Origin of the sequence: Sorangium sp. So ce327 (genome assembly GCF_051530205.1) — a bacterium.
Lineage (GTDB): Bacteria > Myxococcota_A > Polyangia > Polyangiales > Polyangiaceae > Sorangium > Sorangium cellulosum_B.
The window spans coordinates 1,004,482-1,026,696 of record NZ_CP150330.1; the positions used below are offsets into that span (position 1 = coordinate 1,004,482).

At 70.9% G+C, this 22,215-nt stretch carries 13 protein-coding genes; 8 read left to right on the forward strand and 5 right to left on the reverse strand.

The features are described from left to right. Positions 1 to 212 precede the first annotated feature (212 nt). The gene (locus WME95_RS03730; protein ID WP_437907032.1) at positions 213 to 2,621 is read right to left on the reverse strand and encodes a protein kinase domain-containing protein; all 2,409 of its coding nucleotides are present in this window, start codon (positions 2,619 to 2,621) and stop codon (positions 213 to 215) included. A gap of 130 nt (positions 2,622 to 2,751) precedes the next feature. Between WME95_RS03730 and WME95_RS03735 the strand changes: the two genes are divergently transcribed. Further along, positions 2,752 to 3,219: a hypothetical protein gene (locus WME95_RS03735; protein ID WP_437907033.1), complete on the forward strand. Its 468-nt coding sequence runs from the start codon at positions 2,752 to 2,754 to the stop codon at positions 3,217 to 3,219. Between the two features lie 181 nt (positions 3,220 to 3,400). On the opposite strand, the gene WME95_RS03740 is transcribed toward WME95_RS03735, so the two are convergent. Continuing rightward, positions 3,401 to 6,859, reverse strand: a complete 3,459-nt coding sequence (locus WME95_RS03740) for a DNRLRE domain-containing protein (RefSeq protein ID WP_437907034.1) — start codon at positions 6,857 to 6,859, stop codon at positions 3,401 to 3,403. A gap of 607 nt (positions 6,860 to 7,466) precedes the next feature. Here WME95_RS03740 and WME95_RS03745 point away from each other — a divergent pair. Continuing rightward, entirely contained in the window at positions 7,467 to 7,625 is a 159-nt protein-coding gene (locus WME95_RS03745) for a hypothetical protein (RefSeq protein WP_437907035.1), read from the forward strand. A 278-nt stretch (positions 7,626 to 7,903) separates the two neighbouring features. Here the strand turns inward: WME95_RS03745 and WME95_RS03750 are convergent, their stop codons facing one another. Beyond that, positions 7,904 to 10,729 carry a tetratricopeptide repeat protein gene (locus WME95_RS03750; RefSeq protein ID WP_437907036.1) on the reverse strand — a complete coding sequence of 942 codons (2,826 nt, stop codon included), beginning with the start codon at positions 10,727 to 10,729 and terminating at the stop codon, positions 7,904 to 7,906. Positions 10,730 to 10,914: 185 nt separating this feature from the next. Next, positions 10,915 to 12,135, reverse strand: coding sequence for a trypsin-like serine peptidase (locus WME95_RS03755; protein ID WP_437907037.1), 1,221 nt, complete (start codon positions 12,133 to 12,135; stop codon positions 10,915 to 10,917). A 384-nt stretch (positions 12,136 to 12,519) separates the two neighbouring features. Between WME95_RS03755 and WME95_RS03760 the strand changes: the two genes are divergently transcribed. Genes WME95_RS03760 through WME95_RS03770 form a run of 3 tightly spaced genes read left to right on the forward strand, consistent with a single transcriptional unit; the run spans position 12,520 to position 18,646 of the window. After that, a complete protein-coding gene (locus tag WME95_RS03760; RefSeq protein WP_437907038.1) occupies positions 12,520 to 13,572 on the forward strand; it encodes a hypothetical protein in 1,053 nt (350 codons plus the stop codon). Further along, the gene (locus WME95_RS03765) at positions 13,569 to 17,243 is read left to right on the forward strand and encodes a trypsin-like peptidase domain-containing protein (RefSeq protein ID WP_437907039.1); all 3,675 of its coding nucleotides are present in this window, start codon (positions 13,569 to 13,571) and stop codon (positions 17,241 to 17,243) included. Before WME95_RS03760 ends, WME95_RS03765 begins: the two co-directional genes overlap by 4 nt. Positions 17,244 to 17,260: 17 nt before the next feature. After that, complete coding sequence (locus tag WME95_RS03770) at positions 17,261 to 18,646, forward strand: trypsin-like peptidase domain-containing protein (protein ID WP_437907040.1); 1,386 nt, start codon at positions 17,261 to 17,263, stop codon at positions 18,644 to 18,646. Between the two features lie 89 nt (positions 18,647 to 18,735). Here the strand turns inward: WME95_RS03770 and WME95_RS03775 are convergent, their stop codons facing one another. Beyond that, a complete protein-coding gene (locus WME95_RS03775; RefSeq protein ID WP_437907041.1) occupies positions 18,736 to 18,918 on the reverse strand; it encodes a hypothetical protein in 183 nt (60 codons plus the stop codon). Positions 18,919 to 19,053: 135 nt separating this feature from the next. On the opposite strand from WME95_RS03775, the gene WME95_RS03780 reads away from it, so the two are divergent. The 3 genes from WME95_RS03780 to WME95_RS03790 all read left to right on the forward strand — a co-directional run bounded on the left by WME95_RS03780 (position 19,054) and on the right by WME95_RS03790 (position 22,060). Continuing rightward, complete coding sequence (locus tag WME95_RS03780) at positions 19,054 to 20,547, forward strand: B12-binding domain-containing radical SAM protein (protein WP_437907042.1); 1,494 nt, start codon at positions 19,054 to 19,056, stop codon at positions 20,545 to 20,547. A gap of 19 nt (positions 20,548 to 20,566) precedes the next feature. Further along, a complete protein-coding gene (locus tag WME95_RS03785) occupies positions 20,567 to 21,268 on the forward strand; it encodes an acyl-CoA desaturase (RefSeq protein ID WP_437907043.1) in 702 nt (233 codons plus the stop codon). A gap of 366 nt (positions 21,269 to 21,634) precedes the next feature. Next, positions 21,635 to 22,060, forward strand: a complete 426-nt coding sequence (locus WME95_RS03790) for an STAS/SEC14 domain-containing protein (RefSeq protein WP_437907044.1) — start codon at positions 21,635 to 21,637, stop codon at positions 22,058 to 22,060. Positions 22,061 to 22,215 lie beyond the last annotated feature (155 nt).

The window sequence follows — 22,215 nt, forward strand, 5'->3', positions numbered from 1 at the left end:
CGCGGGCGCCGCGCTTTGCCCCTCCCGGAGGCGAGGCGCGCGGTCCAGATGCTCGGTGCCCAGGTGGACTGCCTCCTCGCAGGCTGGCCAAGCGCAGCGATCCGAAGCCGCGCCCTTGACGACCCGCGACCGCCAGCACCGGCACGGGCGCGCGCCCATGGCCCCGTACAGCTCCCCCGGCCTCCCCGCGCTTGCCGCCACAGCTGCCAGGTTCAGCAGCCAACAGTCCGGAACCATTCGGGATTGTTTTTGCGTGTGGAAATTGTTTCTCCCTTGCAGCACACCTCGCCGAAGACGCTCGCGGCCCGGAGCAGCCGCCGCTCCTCGGACCCCAGCGCCGCGAGCCGCGCCTCCACCATCCCCAGCACCGTCTCCGGCAGCGCGCCGGCGCGCCCCTCGGCGACCGCGCGGATCAGCTCCTCGAGGTAGAACGCGTTGCCGCCTCCCTGCGCCACGATGGCGGCGACGGTCGGCGCGTCGCTCGCCTCGCCGAGCGCGCTCCGCACGAGGAACTCGGCGGCCCGGGCGGGCAGGGGGCGCAGCTGGAGCTCCGAGCGCCCCCGATCCATCCAGAGCCGGGGGAAGAGGTCATGGACCTCGGGCCGCGCGAAGGCGATGACCACGTACGGCCGATCGCTCAGCTCGCGCAGCGCCCGATCGAAGATCCGCACCGAAGGCGCGTCCCCCCAGTGCAGATCCTCCAGCACCACCAGCATGGGCTGCGCGTCCGTCACGGCGCGCGCATGATCGATGTACGCCTGCTCGACCCGCTCTGCCATCAGCGCCGGGCTCTGCCGCGCCGCTCGCAGGAGCGGCAGCTCTTCGTCCGGGAAGGGCGCGCCGATCAGCTCTCCGAGGAACGCCGCCACCCGCGCGCGATCGGCCTCGGCGAGGAGGCGCCCCGCGGCTCGCTCGATCTTCTCGCGGCGCACCGGGGCGGCCTCGCCTGCCGCGATCCCGAGCGCGCTGCGCAGCGCCCCGGCCAGCATCGCGAACGCCGAGCCCGCGCCGATGGAGTCGCCGCGGCCCACGCCGAGGTCCATGGCGGGGTAGCGCCGCTTCAGCAGCTCCAGGAGCTCGTGGCGCAGGCGCGACTTGCCCATCCCCGCCGCCGCCGTCACCAGCGCCATCGCGGCCTGCCGATCCTCGAAGCTCCCCTCGACGGTCTGGAGGAGGCCGCGCAGCTCACGGTCGCGGCCCACGTAAGGGCTCGGCTTGCCGAGCAGCTTGCGCGCCTCCTCGCCGACCTCGCGCTCGGCGAGCAGCCAGAGCGCGCCGCCCTGCTCCAGCACATCGAAGCGCACGTCGAGCAATGCCAGCGTGACCGCATCGATCTGGACGCCCTGGTGGCGCTCCTCGCGCTCGAGCGCGCGGCCGACCGACGTGCGCGCATCGAGCAGCGAGGCCGCCCGCTCCAGCACCTCGCCGATCGGCATACGCCCCGTGTCCTCGGCCCGGCCCGTCACCTGCGCGACGTTCCATGCGTTCGCCGGCAGGGTCGCGCGGATCCGTAGCGCGCAGCGGGCCGCGAGCGAGGCCACGTCGGTCGCGCTGCCGGCGCCGGTCACCGTCGCCACCACCGTTCCATCGCAGAGCTGCTCCACCCGCGCGCCCAGCGGGGTCGCGACGAGCCGCACCTGTGCGAGCGCGTCGAGGGACACCGCGTTGAGCGGCACGGTCTCCTGCGAGGGGCTCGGGCGCTCGCGGGTCGGCTGGACCGCCACGACCGAGATGAGGCGCTTCTCGTCGCCGGTGATCGGCGCGACGCTCCGATCCGCCGAGGCCGCGTGGCCTCTCGCCTCCCTGATCCCGTCGAGGAGCTGCGCCACCGCCGCGCCGTCGGCCGGCCGCGCCGCCGGCTCTTTGGCCAGCATCCGCGCCACCAGGTGGTCGAGCTCGGCGGGCATCTCGGGCCGCAGCTCCCGCAGGCGCGGCGGCTCCTCCATCAGCAGCTTGGCGAGCAGCGCCATCACGTGCTGCCCGTAGAACGCCGGCAGCCCGGTCAGGCACTCGAACAGCACGCAGCCGAGCGAGAAGACGTCGGCGCGCGCGTCGAGCAGCGCGTAGCTCCCCCGCGCCTGCTCCGGCGCCATGTACCCGGGCGTGCCGAGCATGGTGCCCGTCTGCGTCAGCCGCGTCGCCGTCACATGCTGGCGTGCGATCCCGAAATCGAGGACCTTCACGCGCTCGATCGAGCCATCCACGAGGAACAGGTTGCTCGGCTTGACGTCGCGGTGGACGATGCCGCGCGCGTGCGCCGTCCCGAGCGCTTCGGCCGCCGCGTGCACGACGGCGAGCGCCTCCTCGAGGGGCAGCGCGCCGCGCAGGAGGCGCTCCGAGAGCGTCTCCCCCGCGAGCCACTCCATCACGAGGTACGGCTGCCCCGACGGCGCCGTCCCGTGGGTCACGTAACGCACGATGTGCGGGTGATCGAGGCCCGAGAGCACGCGCGCCTCGTGGACGAAGCGCGCCGCCGAATGCGCGTCGGCCTCGCGCAGCAGCTTGAGGGCCACGGTCGCGCCGCTCGACCGGTCGTGGGCCCGGTAGACCGTCCCCATCCCGCCGGCGCCGGCCAGCGCATTCACCTCGAAGCGGCCGTCGATCACGCTGTCCGGGAGCATCGAGGAGGAGCTTGCCTCCTCGCTCGCCGCCGCCGCAAGGGCGGCGACCCGACCCAGGTTGGGCGAGCGAGCATCCAGCGCGGGATGGCCGGATTGCGGGTGATGAGGCGGATATGATACGTCTCGCCTGATGATGCTTGGGGGGTCTTTGCTCGTCCTCGCCGGCGCGTGCGCGCTCCTCGCGAGCGCGTGTTCCGGAGCGCCGCAGCCCGCCGCCGGCCCGCGGGCCGCCGGCGCCGCGAGCGCCGAGCCCGTTCGCCCCCGGGTTCCCATGTATCCGGCGGCCGAGCTGGACCGGATGGCGCGTATCGCCGCCGCCCGCTGCAAGAAGGCGAACACGCCGTCGGACGCGGCGTGTCTCCTCACGAACGCCTCCACCTTCCTGAGGTACCCACCCGGGGACCCCGATTGCCGCTATGTGGCGGGGACCGCGCTCTCGGTCGCCGAGTGCTCCGAGTTCGAGGAAGGATGCCTGAGCGTGGATCCCCAGGATCTCGTCCGCCAGCTCGATGTCCTGCAGAGCGCCGGGAAGGACTGCCAGCGCGAGCCGACCGACGCCGAGCGCGCCGAGGTGCTGCGGCGCGCCGGCGCGAAGTGACGCGCCGGCCCGAGGCGAGGGCGCCAGCCTGAAGCGCTCTGATTCAGCGTGGGAATGTCCCGCGCGCGCCGCCTTCGCTGGATCGCCCGGCTGCGATCCGCCGGACCCGGCCGTGGACGCGCGTCGCGCCGACGGTGGACGTGTAGGCGTCCATCGCGGCGCGCGCTGTCGATCCGGCGGATCACTCGGCCGCGTGATAGCAGACGTCGAGCTTCGGCCTGCGCGCGGCGTCGGGATACTCGCTCGCGCGGAAGTCCGTCCTGTTGCTCTCGTCGACCAGCGCGACACCGTGGTTCGGCTGAGCGCCATCGACCCAGCCCTGCACGAGGGACGTCAGATCGGCGGTGACGAACGCGTCGGTCTGCGCCAGCGTGGCGAGGGAGGCCTCGACGGCAGGGCCGTATCCGCTGAACCCGCCCCCATGGAGCGTCGATTCCTCCCAGGCGCCGTTCACGCGGTGCACGGTCACGACGCTGCCCGCGGGCTTCCAGGCATAAGACAGCGATAGCGTCGCCGAGGTCACGCTGGAGCCCTCCGGGATGAACGACAGATCGTAGGCGAGGACCGCCGTCGCCGGCTGGACCGCGCTCGCGCTGGTGATGAGGTAGGGATACGCGCCGTACGCCCAGCCCGTCGTGGGACCCTCGACGAAGGAGTCCTGCACGGCGCCGAACGCGCCGCGACGAACGCTGATGCACTCGAGGTCGCAGGCGTTGCCGAGGCCGTCGCCGTCGGAGTCGCCTTGAGCGGCGTTGGGCTCGGCAGGGCAGTTGTCGCTCGCGTCGGGCACGCCGTCGCCATCCATGTCGGGCGCGATGCGGAAGCGCGCGACGCCGGGGTCGTGGTCGCTGGCCTGGTCGGCGAACTCCGCATTGACATGGACGACGTCGAAGCCAATGAGCTTCGGCCCGGCCAGGTTGGCGCTGACCAGCACGTGGTCGAGCGACTGGCCATTGCCGTCGAACACGTACGTGTAGCGCTCCTCCGGCGGGAGCGTCTCGATGAGCGTCGTCAGCCCGGCGTCCTTGAGGATGCCGAGCGGCGCCGAGAACTGGAAGTCGTTCAGGTCGCCCAGGACCACGACGTTGGCGGAAGGATCGCTGTCGAGGATCTGCCGCACGAAGCCGGCCACCACGGTGGCCTGCTGCCGCCGCTGGGCCTCGCTCGAGAGGGTCGGGGGCTGGAAGCGCCCGTAGAGCGGCTCGTCGCCGCCCTTGGAGTTCCAGTGGTTGGCCACCACGAACAGCGGCTGTCCGTTCCAGCGGAACTCGCCCGCCAGCGGCTTGCGGCTGCTGGCGAAGGCCGGATTGCCCGGGTCGATGCGGCCGGGGCTGTAGCGCAGCGACACGCCGCCCGCGCCGCCGAGCACCTCGTTCGGCGTCAGGGCGCCGGCGCCCGGGCGATCGACGAACTCGAGCCCGCGGTCGGTCCGGAACAGGAAGCCCACGCGGATGTTGCCGCCGGGCTCCCCGCCGTCCGTGCCGTCGGCCGGATCGATGCTGCGGAATTGATAGGTGCTGGGCCCGCCCGGCACGGCCGCGATCGCGGCGATGAGCCGAGCGAACGTGGTCGAGGCGTCCACCACTCCATTGTTGGTCGGTCCGCTGTTGTCCTGGACCTCTTCGAGCGCGACGAGGTCGGGGCTGCCGAGGTTCTCGACGAGGATCCGCGCGAGGCGATCGAACTTGTCCTGCGGGTCGCCCGGATCGAGGTTCTCGACGTTGAAGGCGGCCACATCGAGGTCGTCGGCGGTCCGCGGTCCGAGCGACGTGACCTCGCGCGAGAGCGTCGAGGTCGCCGCGGGGAGCGCCTCGTCGACCGGCAAGAGCTTGTAGTTGGCGAAGTTGTAGTCGACCGTGCCCACGATCGGCCCGGCGAACGTGGCGCCCACGTCCAGCGCGGGCGGCGAGGCGCGCAGGGGCACCTGGAGCAGGATCCGCTCCGGGTTGAAGTCGCCGGGGCTGACGACGACGGCCCCGCGCTCGCTGCGCAGGCCCGCCGCGTCGCCCGTGGCCGCGTCGCGGTCGCCCGGGACCAGCGCGATCTCCGCGGTCCCGGAGCTCGAGAACTCGCGGGTGGGGCCCACGACGGCCGGGGCGTTGATGCTCACCCGCATGCCCTCGAGGCTCTCCCAGAAATCGATGCCGTCGGCCTCGGGGTCGAAGCCGCTCGCGGCCTCGACGCTGCCGCTGGCGTCGTCCTCGATGACCTGCGTCGGGGGGCGGCGCGCGCCGGGCGCGAAGCCGATCGAGACCGGGGCCGGCAGCGCGTGGCCGCTCGAGAGGACGGTGATCTGCGGGCGGGCGAGCTCGGTGACCGTCAGGTTGTGGTACGCGCTGCCGCGGGAGGGCGTGCACGGGTCCGCGCAGCCGGCGCGGTACTCCGTGACCTCGCCGGTGAGCTCGACGAGGTCGCCGACCCTCACCGACGGCGCGGCGCCGGTGAAGACGAGCAGCCCCTCGGAGGTGGCCGGATCGGTGTCCGGCGCCGGCGACTCCACGGTGAAGCCGTTGCTGCGCAAGGTCGCCACGAGGCCTGTCGTCTTCACGACCGCGCCCGAATGCGGCGAGAGGTGCGCGCGCCCCTGGATGTCGTGGATCGCGAGCGCCTGTGCCGCCTGCGCCGTGGTGAACGAGACCGAGACGTCGGCGGGCAAGGGGTCGATCGTCCCGTTGCTCCCCGGGTCCTGCTCCTGCACGCCGCTCGCCCGCACGACGAGGAGGCACGCGGCGCCCGGGGGGAGCGGCTCGGCCGGCGTGAGCGTGAAGGCGAGGGGGCCGCCGCTGACCGCGATCGGGCGCGCGCTGCCCGCGCAGGAGAGCTCGAAGGCCTCCGCCGCGACGACCGCCTCGCTGAACGTCACGCTCAGGCTCGCGGTCGGGTCGGCGCCCGTCGCGCCGTCGCCGGGCGCCGTCGAGGTCACCGCCGGTGGGGTGTCGCCGCCGCATTCGAGCGCGGCGGTCGAGGTGTTGCGGGGGGTAGGCGCCCCGGTCGAGAGGTCGTCGACGTTGCTGCCCGTGTCCTGGCAGCCGGCGCCCTGCCGGAGCGACGCCGTCGCGTTGGCGGTCGCCGGCGCCGGCGCGGCGCCCTCGAAGTAGCTCGCCCCGCCGAAGCCGACCAGATCCTCGATCAGCGCCTCCTGGGCCGCCGAGCAGGGCGCGGTGCCGCCGTTGCAGCCGAGGCCCGTGGCCTGCCGGACGAGGGCGACCTTGCCGGCCGAGCCGCTCATGTTGATGGGGGTCGGATCGACGAGGTCGGCGGCGGGGAGCGGCGCACCGCTGCCCGAGCCCCCGGCCTCCTGCACGAGGAAGTACTGTCCGGGCTGCAGGGTGATCGCGGGCAGCTCCGTGAGCTGGGTCGTCGTGGCCCCGAGGGCGCCCGTCCCGCTGGCGCTGGCGTACTGGATGGACCACCCCGCGAGCGACACCGGTTCGTTCGACCGATTGAACAGCTCGATGAAGTCGTGCGTGAAGACGGCCCCAGCGTTGCCCCCGCCGCCGTACACCTGGCTGATGACCACGCGCCCGCTCGGGAGGGTGGCGGCGAGCTCGGCGGTCCCGAGATCGCCGGGCTGCTCGGCGGCCCCGAGCTCACCGGGCTCAGGTGAGCCGCCGCAGCCCCAGGCGGTCGCGAGCGCCATGGCCGCCGTCCATCGAACGCGGTCACGCCGAAGAAGAGAATACCCCGCGCGCGAGAGGGCGCGCGGGAACAAGGGTAACTTTAGCACGATGACACCTGTTGGCCTTCGAAGGCGATTGCAAGGAATGGCCGAAGCAGACAGCAGCGGCCACTTTCACGCTACGCTGGAATGCGCGTTGTGAATGTCACGTCTCCATGAAATCGCAACTGGCCAGTCCGGCCGACCCCCGGAGCCCGGGATGCTGCGCGAGGAGATGTTTCGATTCGATGATAAGTTTGTCGGGGAGTCGCAACAGAGACGACACGTCCTCGTGCGGTTCGCCGTCGTGTTCGCCGAGGCTGGCGTGACCCGACCCGGGTCGGGGGTGGCGGGGTGGTGACCGGCCCGCCGTTGGTGCGGGACCCAGGGCGCGATCGAGGACCGGGTGGCGGGGGTGGCGTCGACCCGACGGAGGTGCCTCTTGTGCCCTCATGTCGTGTGGAGTGCTCCCTGGGCTGACCCGTGCCCGGCGTATGGCGCATTTGTGGCGCTCCTGCCCGCTTCCTTGTCTCCGCCCTACTTGCCACGAGGGGGTAATACGTCCTGAACTGAACCAGGCGTGTCCTCGATGCGCATCGCAATCCTCTCGACCTATACGCACCCGAGCCGACTGCTCCGCAAGGAGCGCTCGAACATGCAATCGTCCGTGCCCGAGCTGCTCGCGGCCCTGTGCCCGCCCGCGCGGATCCGGCCCCGCAGGGCGGGCCGCTCCAGCGCGGCTGCGTGAGGCGAGGGGGCTGCGCCCTCGTTGGACGAACAGGGACGATCGCATCGTGGATAGGGATGCCATTGCACGTATCGAGAGAACCCTCGCCGAGCAGGTCCACGTAAGAGAGGCTCTCTTTACCGTCCTTCGGCAGGACGGTAAAGAAGTACAGCGCGTCGTCGGGCGGCGCTGGGATGCAAGACTCCGTTCTCCCCACCTCCCCATCGGTTGCCTTCGTGGTGAAGGCGTGCGTGCCCGCCTGCCGGATTCCGGCGCGTGGGGGCAAGGGTGCCGAGACGCTAGGTGATCGTGGCAGGTCCGCTGGATCCGGCGATCTCGAGGGATGGTGGCGACCGCAGCCCCAGGACGACGGGATGCTCGTCGCCGAGCTTCAGTGCGAGCCCGCTCGCCGCCGAGCGCATCTCGTCCGCCCCGGCGGCATCTCCGGCTTCGAGGCGGAGCCGGCCTCTCTCGAAGCGCATTTGAAGCGTCTGATCGTGCTCCGCGCCGAGCGTGCGATCCGCGATCGCGACGGCGCGATCGATCGCGCGGAGGCCCTCTTCGGGCTGCCCACGCCGCGCGAGGACCCAGGCCAGCGCCTGGAGCACCCGCGCGACGAGAGGCTCGGTCTCGGCATCCATGCCCGGCTCGCCTCGCAGCGCGGCGAGCGCACCCTGGAGCAGCTCGTGGCCCCGGGCGAGCTCGCCCCGCTGTGCGAAGGCCCAGCCCAGGGCGTACTGCGTGCTCGCCGCGTACGCATTGTTCGGCTTCAGCGTGCGGGTCTGGATCGCGCGCGCCGCCTCCAGATGGGTCACCGCCTCCTCGAGACGACCCTGGTAGATCGCCACCCAGCCGAGCGCGTGCAGCGTCCGCGCGGTCTCCGGACCATCGGTTCCCGGGGTAGCCTCGTTGATCGCGAGCTGACGCTTGATCGCAAGCGCGCGCTCGAAGGCTTCTCGGGCGTCCGCATACTTGCCCTGCGCCATCAGCGCCCAGCCGAGCGCGTGCCGGTTGCGCGCGGTCTCGGCATGGCACAGGCCGAGGAGCCGCTCATTGTCCCGCAGCGCCTTCTCGAGCGCGTCGATCGCCTCGGGATAGCGACCCTGCCCGGCCAGCGCTCGCCCATAAGCGTGCAGCGCGTGGGAGAGCTCCGGCCGCTCCGTGTCACCGTACTCGGACGTGAGGAGCCCGAGCGCCCTCGAGAGGTGCGCGATGGCGCGGCCGTAATCCTCGCGAAGGATGTGCGCGCGCCCCGCGAGGATGTCCACCTCCGCGACCTCGCGGCGCGGCATGTCCGGGGTCGCGTTCACGATCCGCTCCGCGCGCTCGAACAGCGGCAGCGCCTCCGTGTACCGGCCCTCGTAGCAGAGGACCTGCCCCATGGCGCCGAGCGTGCACGAGAGCTTCCAATGCGCGTCGCCGAGCGTCGCCTCCTTGATCGCGAGCGCTCGCCGGTAGAGCGCGAGCGCGTCATCGTGCTTCCATTGCCGCTCCAGCGCGCGGGCCTGTTCGTGAAGGAGCTCGCCGAGGAGCGGCGTCGCGTCCGCCCCCTTCGCCGCGAGACGGGCGAGCTCGGCGGCTCGGGCGTACTCGCCGATCACCAGCAGGTGCTGCACGAGCCGCAGCGTCATTTCGATGCTCTCCGGCTGGACGGGGGCGGCGGAGACGAGCCTCTCGACGGTGTGCTCGATGTGCGGGCGATGCGGCGCCAGCTGGAGGAGCGAGAGAGGGTCGCTGGGGATTCTCCTTACGAGGTTTGCCAGCGCGTCGTTCGCCGCCCGCTCGGCCGTGCCGTTCTGGACCTTGTGATCGCGGTCGCGCGCGTACCGCTGGATGAGCCGGTGGAATACCACGAATGGCGCGTCGTAGCGGACCAGGCCGAGATCGAGCAGGCGCTCCAGCGCCTCGCTGAAGCTCTCCCCCGCGTCCGCCGGCTGCACGGCGCGGCGCGCGGCGTCCAAGAGGAGGTCGCCGTGGATGCGCATCGGGGCGAACCAGCCAGCGACGAGCAGGACCTGGAGCGCGAACCGATCCAGCGGGCTCGCCTGGTCGAGCTGGCCCACGCTGGCGTCGATGAGGCGGCTGATGCTCTGGTCGTTGCTGTAGACCACGTCGAACTCGGGCCGATCGAGCCATGGCGACGCGTCCTTGCTCCGTAGATCGGCGAGCAGCGTGGAGGGGGTGCGGACCCTCTTGGCGAGGAGATGCGAGGCGACCATCAGCGCGAACGTCAGGTAGCCGAGCGCCTCGGCGAGCTCGTTCGCCGCCGCGCGCTCTCGGTCGTCGAAGCGCTCCGTACCGAGCAGCAAGGCGAGCGCGACATCCTTGCTCAGCGGCTCGACGTTGATGTAGAGCGTGCCATCGAGATCGGTGCGACGTGTCGTGATGAGCACCCTCGTATTCCCCACGCGAGGCAGGTGACGCAGATAGCATGTGCGGTCATCGACGTTGTCGAGCACGAGCAGGTGAGGTCCGCCCCGCTCGAGCGCGGCGCGGACCGCCGCGGCCGTCTCGGTGACGAGCTCCATGGGCGGACGCGGCAGGCCGAGCGTCGTGGCGAGAGCCGCGAAGCGGGCCGTGAGCTCGGGGCCCTTGGCGTTGACCCAGAGGACCGTCTTGCGCGCGTCGAGGTGTTCGTGCGCATAGGCGAGGGCGATCTGCGTCTTGCCCATCCCCGGGAGCCCACACAGGCTGACCGCGGGTGGCTTTGATCCAGCGAGCAGCTCGCGCAGGCGCGCGAGCAGGTCGCTCCTGCCGACGAACTGGGTGTTTGGCCGGCAGGGGATGTTGTGAACGACGTGGCGCTGCCGATTCCCGGGCTCGTCGGGGATGGCCTGCAGCATGCGCTCGAAGACGTTCGCCTCGACGACGCCGCCCGCGAGCCGCTTCGCATTTTTGAGCCAGGTAGTGAGCGGCGCGCTCCCATCCGCGAGCCGTTCCCCGTTGAGCGTGTTGAGGTCCGTCAAGAGCTGAGCGCCTGGCGCACCAGCGGAGCTCATCCCCGCCGTCAAGTACGGATCGAGCCCTGCGAGGAGGCTGTCGCGGTGCTTGTCGAGCCCCGCCTCAACGGCGGCTGCGTAGATCTCGCCGATCTGATCGAAGCTTAGCAGGCGCGGGTTCGGCATCGTCTGGCGGAGTGTGGCGCAGGGCTTGCGACCAGAAATCCTGAATATCGTCCGCTGAGGTAACGCCGTCAAGCTCTATGCGCCGCCGCGCGCGCACCATGTCCGGAGGCGGCTCAGCGCCTGAGGATGTTAGTCACCAGGCTTGCTCTGCCGCTCTTCCGAACGCCCCCGGTCCGCGCCCGGCCTCACGCCTTGTTCACCCACCCGCGGATCACCCCGAGCACTTCCTCGGTGATGCGCGGCGCCGAATTCGCCTGGACGCTGAGGTGCGCCGCGGCGCCGACGCCGTAAGCGTGGATGCCGACGACCTTCGGCCCGTCGTCCCGGTGGAGCCACACGGGGGCGCCGCTCTGCCCGCCCATCGTGTCGATGTCGTAGAACATGCGGTGCGGCGTCAGGTGCACGATCTGCTTGGCGTGGAACCATTGCTCGGTGCCCAAGAGTTCGTCGATCCCCTTGTCGCCGGGGTATCCAGAGAGGTTCACGCGCTGCCCCGCGAGGCCGGCGTCGTTCAGCACGGCGGTCGTGAACCACCCGGTCTTCCTGGTGATCTCCTCCGCCTCCGGGCTGAGGTGGATGGCCGCGTAATCGAAGTCGGGGTCCAGGTGCGTCAACCACCGATCGGTCGTGGAGAAGCGCCTCGACGCGAGCTGGCCGAGCGGCGCGCGCTTGCCGTCGCGCGCCGGGAAGATCGTGATGTCTTTCGCCCAGCCACCGAGCATCGGGTGGTACACGCAATGGCCCGCGGTGACGATCGTCCTCGGGCCGGCGAACCAGCCGGTCCCGACGGCGCCGCCCCTCTGGCCTCGAATCGAGAGCGAGCAGATCATCCGCCAGGGGGCGGCCTCGGTGTCTAGGATGCGCACGCGCTCGTCCGGGCCGAGGATGGACTCGAGCGCCGAGCGTATGTGCGTCGAGCGCCGGAGCGGCTCCGTGCCGCGCACGAGCAGGCTTGGCGCGGAGATGCTCGGGCCCGCATCCGTGCCGGCGGCGCCGGGCAGCGACGCGATCTCGCGCGGCGGCTCGACCATCCCTTCGATCTCCGTGTCGGTGTTGCTCACGCTGCCGAGCCGGCGGCTCGGCGGTGCCTGGTCGTTCGAAATCGACGCGATACCCTCTTTCATGGTCTCCTCCTCTTGCCCTGCGTGGACGTCGAGCCGGAACAGCAGGTTCGGCGGCAGCGCGTCGGTGCGCAGGACGGCGCGCGCGACATGGCCTCTCCGGGTCCTCAGGACCGCGTGGAACACCCCCTCGGGCAGCGCGACCGAGAGCCGACCCTCGTCATCGGTGATGAGCGCGATCTCCGGCGTTGGCGCGGTGCCGCGTTCGAACGCGAACGACGCCCCCGCGACGGCGCTGCCGTCGCGATAGACCGCGCGCGCTCCGTAGACATGCCCGTGCCACAAGGGTCAATCGCCCTCCCGGATCTCGTGGACGTCGTCCTGATCCATGTACGGCACGAACGCCTCCTCGCCCGGACACGGGCGCGCTCAAGAGTACATGGGGCTCCCGCTCGCCTTCAAGGCGCACGGCGCCGGTGCCACCGGCGGTGCCGCGGCGCCGCCATCTACCTGCTCTCCTCGGCGGCATAGACATTGCGCCGCTCGTCGATCCGCGACGGGTCCTTGACAGATCGGCCGGCGCCTTGCCGAATAGCGATCCGTCCCGTGGTCGGCCCGCGTGCACCTTGCTTTGCGGCGTGAACAGCGCGCCCGATGTCCCGCCCCGCCGCAGGGCGAAGCTGATAGACTCGCGCCGGGTCGAACGGCGAGGTTGAAAAGGGAATCGGGATGCGCCTCAAGGATCCGGAAGTCGACACCATCGTCAACGCCTTGCTCTCGGTGAATCCGAGCATCGCTACCATGCGCGCGGCGCTCGCAGGGCTCAGTTCGACCGAGCTGATCGCCGCGGTGTCGGAGGGAGCGTCGCCCGCTAGCGACCTGCGTGGGATCCTCGATCACCTCGACCAGCGCGATCCCCGCACGCTGCTCAAGATCCTGAAGGCGTACGAGGCCAACAGCCAGGACCTCCTGTTCGTCGCCCGCGTCTACGAGCGCGCGCTCCCCGACCCAACGCGCGATCCATGGATTGAGCGCCTGCTCTGGAAGCGGAGCGTCGTCCTCGATCGCGGACCGCTGCGCACCGCGCTGAAGATGCTCCACGAGGCGGAGCGGCCCAACGTGCTCCTCATCACCGGCGAGACGAAGAGCGGCAAGTCGAAGAGCGCCGATCTCGTCCAGCACATCGCCACCACCCACGGGCATCCCTACGTGTGTGTGCTCGGGACCGGCGAGCTCGGCGCCGCCGTGACGGCGGAGCAGATCCTCCTTCAGCTCGGGGCCGAGGCGTGGGAGGTGGAGCCCGTGCCCTCGCCGGACTCGCACTGGTACCGCAAGCAGTGCTCGCGGATCTTCGCGGCGGGCAAGGCGGCGCTGAGGCAACAGAATGTGCGGCGCTTCTGGGTGGTGCTGGACGAGATCGGGCCCGAGACCGGCACGGTGGTCGAGCTCTGCGATCACCTGATGCAGCTCTTGGCGCCCACGACCATGGGCATGCGGCTGGTCTTGATCGGTTACCCGCGCATCGACTCGCCGCAGGCGATCCCCGCCGGCGCGATCGAGTGGGATCGGCTCGTGTACGGCACGATTCGCGCGGCGGATGTCCGTGACTACCTGTTGTGGCTCCACGGGGAGCTCGCCGGTAAGCCGCTCACGGAAGAGGCGCTGACCTCGGAGCTCCAGAGCCTCCTCGGCGGCCTGGACCCGTCCGGCGCGGAGTTCCTGAAGGCCCTCGGCCCCTCGCTCGAGGCGCGCACCCGCGCGGCGCTCGCGGGTGTGCCGTGATCATCCGGCAGACGGAGTATCTGAGCGGTCGCACGCTAGCGGCGCTGCTCGAGGCGATGCGCGCGGTCGTGCGTATCGGCGTCAGGATCGGGACCAGCTCGGGCATGCTCGAGTTCTTCGCCTCGGGCTTTCTGCTCACGCCCCAGCTCGTTCTCACCGCCGGTTACGTTGTGGATCCTACCAACCCTCACTTCGATGGCAAACGCATAACGGAGATGTCTGTCGACTTGATGACGGTCGGCGACCCATCCCGCTCTTTCCGCATCCGCGCGGTACTCGAATACTTCGGCAGCAGGGATGATGATGTAGCCATGCTCCGCCTGAGCGAGCCCGTCGAGGTCAGGCCATTGAAACCAACCTCGGCGAGCGCCGTGGAAATAACGCGGTCTGAGTGGGTGTTCCTCCTTTCGTGCCCGCACGGGCATCTTGAGGTGATGGCGAGCTTCGGCCAGCTCAAGGAGGGGGACCAGGGGGCGCTCCTCTACGAGGTGAGCCTCGACCCGGGCTCTATTGGAGGTCCGATCATCACAACCCGGGGCGAAATCCTCGGGATGCACCTGATCAGCCGTCACCTTCTGGGCGTCCCCGAGCAGAGCATCAATCGTGGCGTGTCGATCGACGCGTTTCTCGCGGACCTCTCGGAGCGCCGGCCGGACCTCTGGGACGAGGTGCGCCGCTATCACGGCTTGCAGACCTCGCACGACGTGCGGACGAAGATCGACGACGAGCAGGCGGCCCGGCGCGGCGACGAGGCGGCGCGGCAGGCCTACTTGCGGAGCGCGGCGGTGCTCTGGTCCTTTGAGCCCGGCGCGCTCGTGCCCTTCCCGAGGCAGCACCATGGGCGCACGGCGCGCTCGCTCCTGCTCGACGACGTCGTCTCGGTGCGGCAGGGCGACGGCACGTCGCGGTGGGCGCTCAAGAGCGGGGTGCGCGCCGAGGCCCTCCGCGATCTCGGCTCGCTCGAGAGGCTCCGCGAGGCGCGGCGGCAGAACGCTGTCGAGTCCACGGGCGCGCAAGCGCTCCTGGATCGCTTGCTCGAAGGCGGGAGCGGCGTCGATCCCGCGCGGATGACGACGCAGGAGCTCGAGTGGCTGCGCACCCTCGCCGAGTCGCTCCGGCCCTTCGTCCCCGGGCTCCCGACAGCAGAAGACCTCGATCGGCGGCTCTCCTCGCGCCGCATCCTCGATCCGTTCGGGCGCCTCGCAGGTCTGCACTTCCGCGGTCGGCGCCGCGAGCTAGCTCAGCTCGCGCAGCACCTCGACGCGGGAGCGGATGCGCCGGCCGTGCTTCTGATCCACGGCCCCGGCGGGAGCGGCAAGTCGGCCCTCACGGCGCGGCTCATCCTCGATCGCTGCGTCGGCGTCGACGGGGCGGTGCGCGTCCCGTTCGCGTACCTCGACTTCGATCGCGCCATCCTCGAGTCGCGCAAGCCCGCCAGCCTTTACGCCGAGATCCTGCGCCAGATCGCGCTCGTGGCGCCGGGCGGCGCGGTGGCCGGGGCGAACCCGATCGCGTCGCGCGAGCTGTCGTCGCCCGATGCGCTGCGCGAGGCCGCCGCAGACGTCGCCGCGGCGATCGACGAGGCGTGCCGGCGCCTGGGAGATACGCCGTTCTTGCTCGTGCTCGACTCGTTCGAAGAGGTCCAGTTCCGCGCTGGCGGCCCGCAAGGCACGCCGACTCAGTGGCTCGACGCGCTGGTCCAGGCGACGGCGCGCGTGCGTGTCGTCATCCTCGGCCGCGCGCCTGCCGGGGAGCTCGAGGTCGCTGGAAAGCGGGCGCGCGAGCTCGCGCTGGGGCCGCTCGACGACGAGGCCGCGCAGGGGATGCTGGAGAGCCTCGGCGTGACCGATCCGCGCGCGGTGGCGCAGCTCGTCGCGGTGGCCCGGGGCGTCCCGCTCACGCTGTCCGTCGGCGCGACCTTCCTCGCGCGGCACGGCGCAGCGGAGCTGGAGGAGGCGCTCCGCAAGGTATCGGAGCGCCTCGTCCAGGCGGTCCTCTACGACCGCGTGCTCGAGCGGCTCCACGACGCGCGGATCTGCAAGCTGGCGCGCCCAGGCCTGGTGTTGCGGCGCGTCACCGTGCCGCTGTTGCGGGAGATCCTTGCGCCGATCGCCGAGGTCGAGGCGAGCACCGAGGAGCAGGTGCGCGATCTGTTCGAGGCGCTGCGCAAGGAGGTCTTCCTGGCCTACTCGGAGCAGCCCGACGTGCTCGTGCACCGGCCGGAGCTCCGGCGCATCACGCTCGATCTCATCGAGCAGAACGATCCGGAGCTGGTCCGCCGCGTCGACGCCGCCGCGGCGGAGTTCTACCGGCGCCAGCCCGGCCCCGAGGCGCGCGCCGAGGAGCTCTACCACCGCCTGCGGCTGGGCGAGCCCGCCGAGGTCCTCGACGGGCTCTGGGTCCCCGGCGTCGGCGAGGCGCTGCGGCTCGACCCCGAGGAGCGGCTCCCCGATCGCTCGCGAGAGTGGCTCGACGAGAAGGGCCATGGGCGCCTCCTCGCGTTCATGGACGCCGCTCCCCTTCAGGCCGTCGATCCGGTGCGCCGGGTGCGGGAGCGGGTATGGGCCACTGCAGGGTCGGAGGACGCTCCGTGGTTCCTGTCCATCGTCCTGTCGGATAGGGAAGCGGACGCGATTCAGGCCCTCGGCGCGGACCAGCGGCCGCTCGCCGCCTTTCGTGCCAAGCAGGCCGCCGCCCGCGCCACCGCGCTCGGGGTCGCGGCGGAGGTCCTTCGAGCGCGGCTGATGCAGGCGATGATCGCGGAGCTCGGCGAGGGTGCGCGCGCCGTCTGGGAGCGACTTGCGCAGGCGCTCTCCATCAATGTACCACTGGGCGAGCCGTACGAAACGGCGCTGCTCGCCTACTGGCTCGAGAAGGGCGGCGCACTCCAGCGCTACGACCTTGACACGGGGCGGCGCTCGATTCTGCGCGACGAGGAGGCGCTCCGCGCGGACCCGGACCTCGCCCGCTACGTTTACGCGGTGCTCTGCCGCATCGAAGCGTCCGCGCAGCCGATCCGGCGCGCGCTCGAGGTGCTCGGCCTGGGGAGCCACAGCGAACTCGAGATTGAGAGTGACGCCGAGGCGCTGGCCTTGGGCACGCGTGAGCGCGGCTCTGTCAATCTGATGGCCCGCGCGCTCGGCGTGGATGCCTCCGGCTCGACCCGCGATACCTGGCTCGCTGTCCTCAAGGCCGCCTATCACCGCGAGGATGCGAACTTGATCCTGGCGAGCCTCGTGGCGAAGGACTTCGAGCTCGGCGATGTCATCGCCGACTTGTGGTTGCGCCGCGGGGGCGCGGTGATCCATGAGCGCCTTTTCGCCGCTCTCGGGCGCTGGGAGCGCGCCTCGCTGTCGAAGGCCAGCGCGCTCTTCGCCGAGGACCACCTGGACCAGATCGGCGCCGCGCTCGATCAGCTGGCCGCCGCGAAGCCGGGCGCCGCGACGGAGCTCCGGCAGGCCGTCCGTTCTCAAGAGCATACGATCCCGCGCCTGCCCGAGCTGTCCGGCGCCGGGCCGCAGCTCCGCTCTGATCTGCGCGTCCTCGCCGCCGATGCCCCGGGCCCGCTCGGCTCCTGGCTCCGCGCCGCCCTGATGCTCGCGCGTTCGTCCGCGCCGGCAGCCACCCCCACCTTCGAGCGTGCTCTCCAGACCCTCGGGCTCGTGCCCTGATCACAAGGAGATCGACCGTGCCTGGCCCCTACCTATCTGACGACGATATCGAGGCGATCTTTCACGCCGCCATCAACAGCGGCATTGTCGCGGACCGCCAAGCGCTGTTCGCCACCCTCTCGCCGGGCTACTTCCTCTCCATCCCGACGGGCGGCGGTCCGGCAGCGCAGCTCCAGATCGATCTCGGCAGGCTCAACCGGGACAGGCTGGCCGACGGCACCATCCCTTTCCGCAAGTGGCTACGAAACGCCTACGCGCGGACGAGGGACATGATCGAGGGCGAGGTGTTCAAGGCCAAGATCGAGCAGCTGGATCGCGCGCTCGCCCAGCCGCTCGGGGCGGCGGCGGTCGAGGTGACGGCGGCGCTGCTCTCATGGAGGGAAAGCGAGCTCAAAAGCGCAGTCGAGCGACGCCTCGCGGCGCAGGCGACCGCGCTCGGCGCAGCCACCAACGACCCGCTCCGCGTGGTGTCGGCCGCAGCGCAGGGCAACTGGCTCGATCCCCTGCTGGCCGCGCTGCTCGCGCAGCGCATCGACGATGCCGCGCTGGTGAAGCTCGCCGAGAAGCGCGGCTTGATCGCCCGCGTGCAGGGGGCCGCCACGCGGCTCGAGAGGATCGTCCGAGAGAGGACACCCTTCGTTAATGTCGCGGTGTGGCGTACCCAGCTCGCGCGCCACGAGTCGGCGATCGCCCGGGTCGAGCTCGAGATCAACGGCGGCTGGCGCCCCAACGGCACCGGCTTCCTTGTCGGGCCCGATCTGCTGATGACCAACCACCACGTGGTCCAGTCCCTCATCGGCGCGCCGAGCGTGAAGGGGAAGCTCAGGTTCCGCTTCGATTACAAGCGGACCACGGATGGAGTGAGTGTACTCGACGGCACCCTCGTGGACCCGGCCGACGACTGGCTCGTGCTCTCGTCGCCGCCGAGCGCCGTCGACGAGATGGCGAATCCGGGCGACCAGGAGCCCGCGGAGGATGAGCTCGACTTCGCGCTCATTCGCCTCGCGGCACCTGTGGGTCGCCTTTCCGTCGGCGCTTCGGAGGAGGCGCTGCCGGGCCGGCCCCGCGGGTGGTTCCGCGCCATGAAGGACGACGCGCTTGCGCTCATGGTCGAGGAAGGGAGCGCGTTCATCCTCCAGCATCCCGAGGGCCAGGAGCTGCAGCTCACGTTCGGGAACTTTCTCAAGATCGGCCCCCGGCGCGTCCGTTATGACACCAACACCCTGTCCGGTTCCTCGGGCTCGCCGTGCCTCGACGCTCGCCTCGACCTGGTCGCGCTTCACCAGGCCGGCGACCCGCAGCACGACGCATTCAAGAAGCCCGGCTACAACCAGGGCATCCCGATGCGCCTGATCGTCGCGATGTGCGAGGCGAACGGCGTGGTCTTCGAGCCGCCGCCCTGAGCACCGGACCACGAGATCGCCAGGGCCCGCTCAGGGTACGTCCGAACGGCCTTATTGGACGCTCCTGTCATCGCTGTTCACCTTCCCCTTCACCGGCACACGGCGAAGTCGCGCTCGGGTGACTGGCGCGGGGCCGTGCCGCCGCAGGGCGCGCAGAACGCGACGGTGAAGAACCGCGCGTCGGCCACGTTGTAGCTCGCGCTCGGAGTGTCACCGCGGTCCCCGCGGAAGGTGTCCCGCTGACCCGACCAAGGTTCCTCCTGTGTCCTCATGTCGTGTGGAGTGCTCGCTGGGCTGACCCCTGCCCAGTGTAGGGCTCATTTGTGCCGCTCCTGCCCGCCTCCTCGTCTCCGTCCTCCTTGCCTCGAGGGTGTGATACGTCCTGAACTGAACCAGGAGTGTCCTCGATGCGCATCGCAATCATCTCGACCTATACGCACCCGAGCCGACTGCTCCGCAAGGAGCGCTCGATCATGCAATCGTCCGTGCCCGAGCTGCTCGCGGCCCTGTGCCCGCCCGACGCCGAGATCGAGCTCTATAACGAGAAGGAAACGGACATCCCGCTCGACCGCCACTGGGACCTGGTGTTCTTCTCGTACCTGCACGCCTATTACGAGCACACCAAGGTCCTCTCCACGCTGTTCCGGCGGCAAGGGATGACCACCGTGGCCGGCGGGCGGCACGCGAGCCATTTCCGCGCGGACGCGCTGCAGTACTTCGACGCCGTGGTCGCGGAGGACCCGGAGGCCAACCTCCCGGCCCTCATCGCCGACTTCCGGCGGGGCGAGCTCCAGCCCGTCTATGCGCTCCCGCCCGTGCCCCCCGAGCAGATCCCCACCTACCGCTATGACCTTGTCGACTATCGGAACAACCTCGTCCGCCTGCCCGGCATCGAGGCGTCGCGCGGCTGCCCCTTCTCCTGCAACTTCTGCGTGCTGACAGGGCACGAACAGTATCGCTATCGCCCCATCGACCACGTGATCCGGGACATCCGCGACCGGATGATCTTCAACCAGCGCATCCCGGGGGTGACCAACAATGTGTTCAGCTTCCTCGACAACAACCTGGGGGGCTCGCCTCGCTACCTGCGCGAGCTCTGCGAGGCGCTGATGCCCCTCAAGAAGATCTGGGGCTGCGCGCTCACGTTCAACGTGCTGCGCGACCCGGAGCTCGTCCGCCTCATGGGGCGGGCAGGGTGCCGCTACGTCTACACAGGGCTCGAGTCGCTGAACCCCGAGTCGATCAGCTCGATGAACAAGAGCCAGAACAAGCTGAGCGAGGTCCGGGAGGTCATCCAGCGGGCCTTCGCGAGCGGCATCGTCCTCTCCTTCGGGCTCCTCGTGGGCGCGGACGGGGACACCAACGAGTACCTCGAGCGGGTGCCCGAGTACCTGCATGATCTCGGCGATCACTGCCCGACCTTCCTGGGCATCGTCTGCCCGTACCCGGAGACGCCCTTCTTCGCGCAGGTGGCGGCCGAGGGGCGGCTCCTTCCCGGGGTGATCAGCCGGGACCTCGATGGATACACCCTCTGCCACCGCCCGCCCCGGCTGGACCCCTCGGAGGTGATCGACCATTTCCAGCGCCTGAGCCGCGCGCTGGGGAGCCTCCACAACGTGGGCCGCCACGTGTGGAATCGGCTGATGACGAGCGATCTGCCCCGTTACAAGGCGTGCGTCGTCATGTCGGCGCCCGAGGTGATGAGCCTGCGCGCGCCGCTCGCCAACCGATCACGCAGCTACATCGCCGGGCGCGATCCGATCGAGGCCTGGGACGCGGAGAAGATGCGGGAGCTCGGCCTCGAGCCGCAGCGCATCGAGGCGTCGTCCTGCAGAGCCGATCCGCGCGGCCTCGCGCGGATCCGGCCCCGCCGGGCGGGCCGCTCCAGCGCGGCCGCGTGAGGCGAGGGGGAGCTTTGCCATGAAGGGCCGAGCGAGCCGCGTCGCGATCGCCTACTTCACCCTGGTGCACGCCCTCGCCGCCCTGGGGCTGTTCCTGCCGATCCGGGCGACCTTCATCGCCCTCGCCGCGGCGCTGTACGCGGCGCTCCAGCTCTCCACCGTCGTCGGCCTGCACCGGCTCCTCTCGCACCGCGCGTTCCGCTGCCCGAAATGGGTCGAGTACGCGCTGGTGTCGGTGGCGATGATCAGCGGCCAGGGCAGCCCGATCGAGTGGGTGGCGACCCACCGGCGCCACCACGCTCACACCGATCGCGAGGGTGACATCCACTCGCCGCGCCGCGGCCTCTGGTACGCCCATATCGGGTGGATCATCGACGACAGCTCGACCGACCCGCGCGATCCGGAGAAGTACTGCCGCGATCTGGTCGACGATCCCTACTATCGGTGGCTTGTCCGGTGGCGGTTCGCGCCCCAGGTGGCGGCGGTGCTGCTCACGGGGCTCGCCCTGGGCTGGGCGGCGGTGCCCTTCGTGTTCTTCGTGCCGCTCGTGTGCTGGATGCATGCGACCTACCTGGTGAACTCCGTCTGCCACGCGCCCCGCTTCGGCAGCCGCGCGTTCGACACCCGCGACGGGAGCCGCAACGTGGGCTGGGTGGCGCTCGTGACGTTCGGCGAGGGGTGGCACAACAACCACCACGCCTTCCCGCGCGCCGCCCGCTAGGGGTTTGCGCCGGGGCAACGCGACCTCGGGTTCCTGTCCATCCGCGCGCTCGCGGCGGTGGGGCTCGCCTCGGACATCCAGCCGGGCCCGGACGGCCGGGAGGGCGCGCGGGCCCGAGCGGCGGCTTCCGTCGTGTTGACGACTGGCTCCGGCCTTCTCGGAAGAGCGTCGGGCGACGGCGGAGCCGCGGAGTGAAGGCGGCCACTTCGACGTGCGGGTCAGCTGTTGATACAAGGTAGCTTTCCCAGGAGGGGGTCGCAACGCACAGGGGAATGCTCTGTGCCTCCGGGGCAGGTTGCGCAGCTGGGGCCTGACGTGTCCGAAACGTTTGGATCTCTTCGCCGCACAGGCGCTAGCATGCGGAGCATGAGCGATCTCGGCACCGAGGACGCGAGCCTCGATGTTCGTGAGGAGCCCGACGGCATCCTGCGGCTGGAGATCCATGGCGAGCTCACGGAAGATCGAGCGCGCGCTCTCGTCGCCGCGCTGCAGCGCGCGTCGGAGGGCGGCCGCGACGTCCTGCTGCTCGCCGACGTGCGTCGCATGGGCTCTATGCTGGCTCCGGCGCGCAAGGTGGCGGCAGACGGGGTGCGGAGCGCGCGCATCGGCGCGGTCGCGATCATCGGAGCGAGCTTTTCGCTGCGCGTGATCGCGGCGCTCATCGCGAAGGGCGTGCAGATGCTCACGAGCCAGCCCTATCCACAGCAATTCTTCGAGGCAGAGGGCGAGGCGCGCGCGTGGCTGCTCGCTCGGCGAGACGCGCTCCGGGCCGGGCGGCGCCCGGGTACCTGAGCGATCGCGCGTGTGCTCGGGGGCGTTCCAGGACAGCCCGTACGGTGACGGTGCCGTGGCAGATCGGGTGATCGCGGCGGTCGGGCTCGCCTCGGACATCCAGCTGAGCTCGGCGGACCGTGAGAGGTTGCGCCCCGCCGCGCAGCCGAGGCGCT

What these genes read in the sequence shown, in the direction of transcription:
- WME95_RS03775 (WP_437907041.1), bottom strand. Translation starts at nt 18,918, where the DNA reads ATGAGGACACAGGAGGAACCTTGGTCGGGTCAGCGGGACACCTTCCGC.
- WME95_RS03735 (WP_437907033.1), top strand. Translation starts at nt 2,752, where the DNA reads ATGATGCTTGGGGGGTCTTTGCTCGTCCTCGCCGGCGCGTGCGCGCTC.
- WME95_RS03745 (WP_437907035.1), top strand. Translation starts at nt 7,467, where the DNA reads ATGCGCATCGCAATCCTCTCGACCTATACGCACCCGAGCCGACTGCTC.
- WME95_RS03740 (WP_437907034.1), bottom strand. Translation starts at nt 6,859, where the DNA reads ATGGCGCTCGCGACCGCCTGGGGCTGCGGCGGCTCACCTGAGCCCGGT.
- WME95_RS03750 (WP_437907036.1), bottom strand. Translation starts at nt 10,729, where the DNA reads ATGCCGAACCCGCGCCTGCTAAGCTTCGATCAGATCGGCGAGATCTAC.
- WME95_RS03785 (WP_437907043.1), top strand. Translation starts at nt 20,567, where the DNA reads ATGAAGGGCCGAGCGAGCCGCGTCGCGATCGCCTACTTCACCCTGGTG.
- WME95_RS03760 (WP_437907038.1), top strand. Translation starts at nt 12,520, where the DNA reads ATGCGCCTCAAGGATCCGGAAGTCGACACCATCGTCAACGCCTTGCTC.
- WME95_RS03790 (WP_437907044.1), top strand. Translation starts at nt 21,635, where the DNA reads ATGAGCGATCTCGGCACCGAGGACGCGAGCCTCGATGTTCGTGAGGAG.
- WME95_RS03780 (WP_437907042.1), top strand. Translation starts at nt 19,054, where the DNA reads ATGCGCATCGCAATCATCTCGACCTATACGCACCCGAGCCGACTGCTC.
- WME95_RS03730 (WP_437907032.1), bottom strand. Translation starts at nt 2,621, where the DNA reads ATGCTCCCGGACAGCGTGATCGACGGCCGCTTCGAGGTGAATGCGCTG.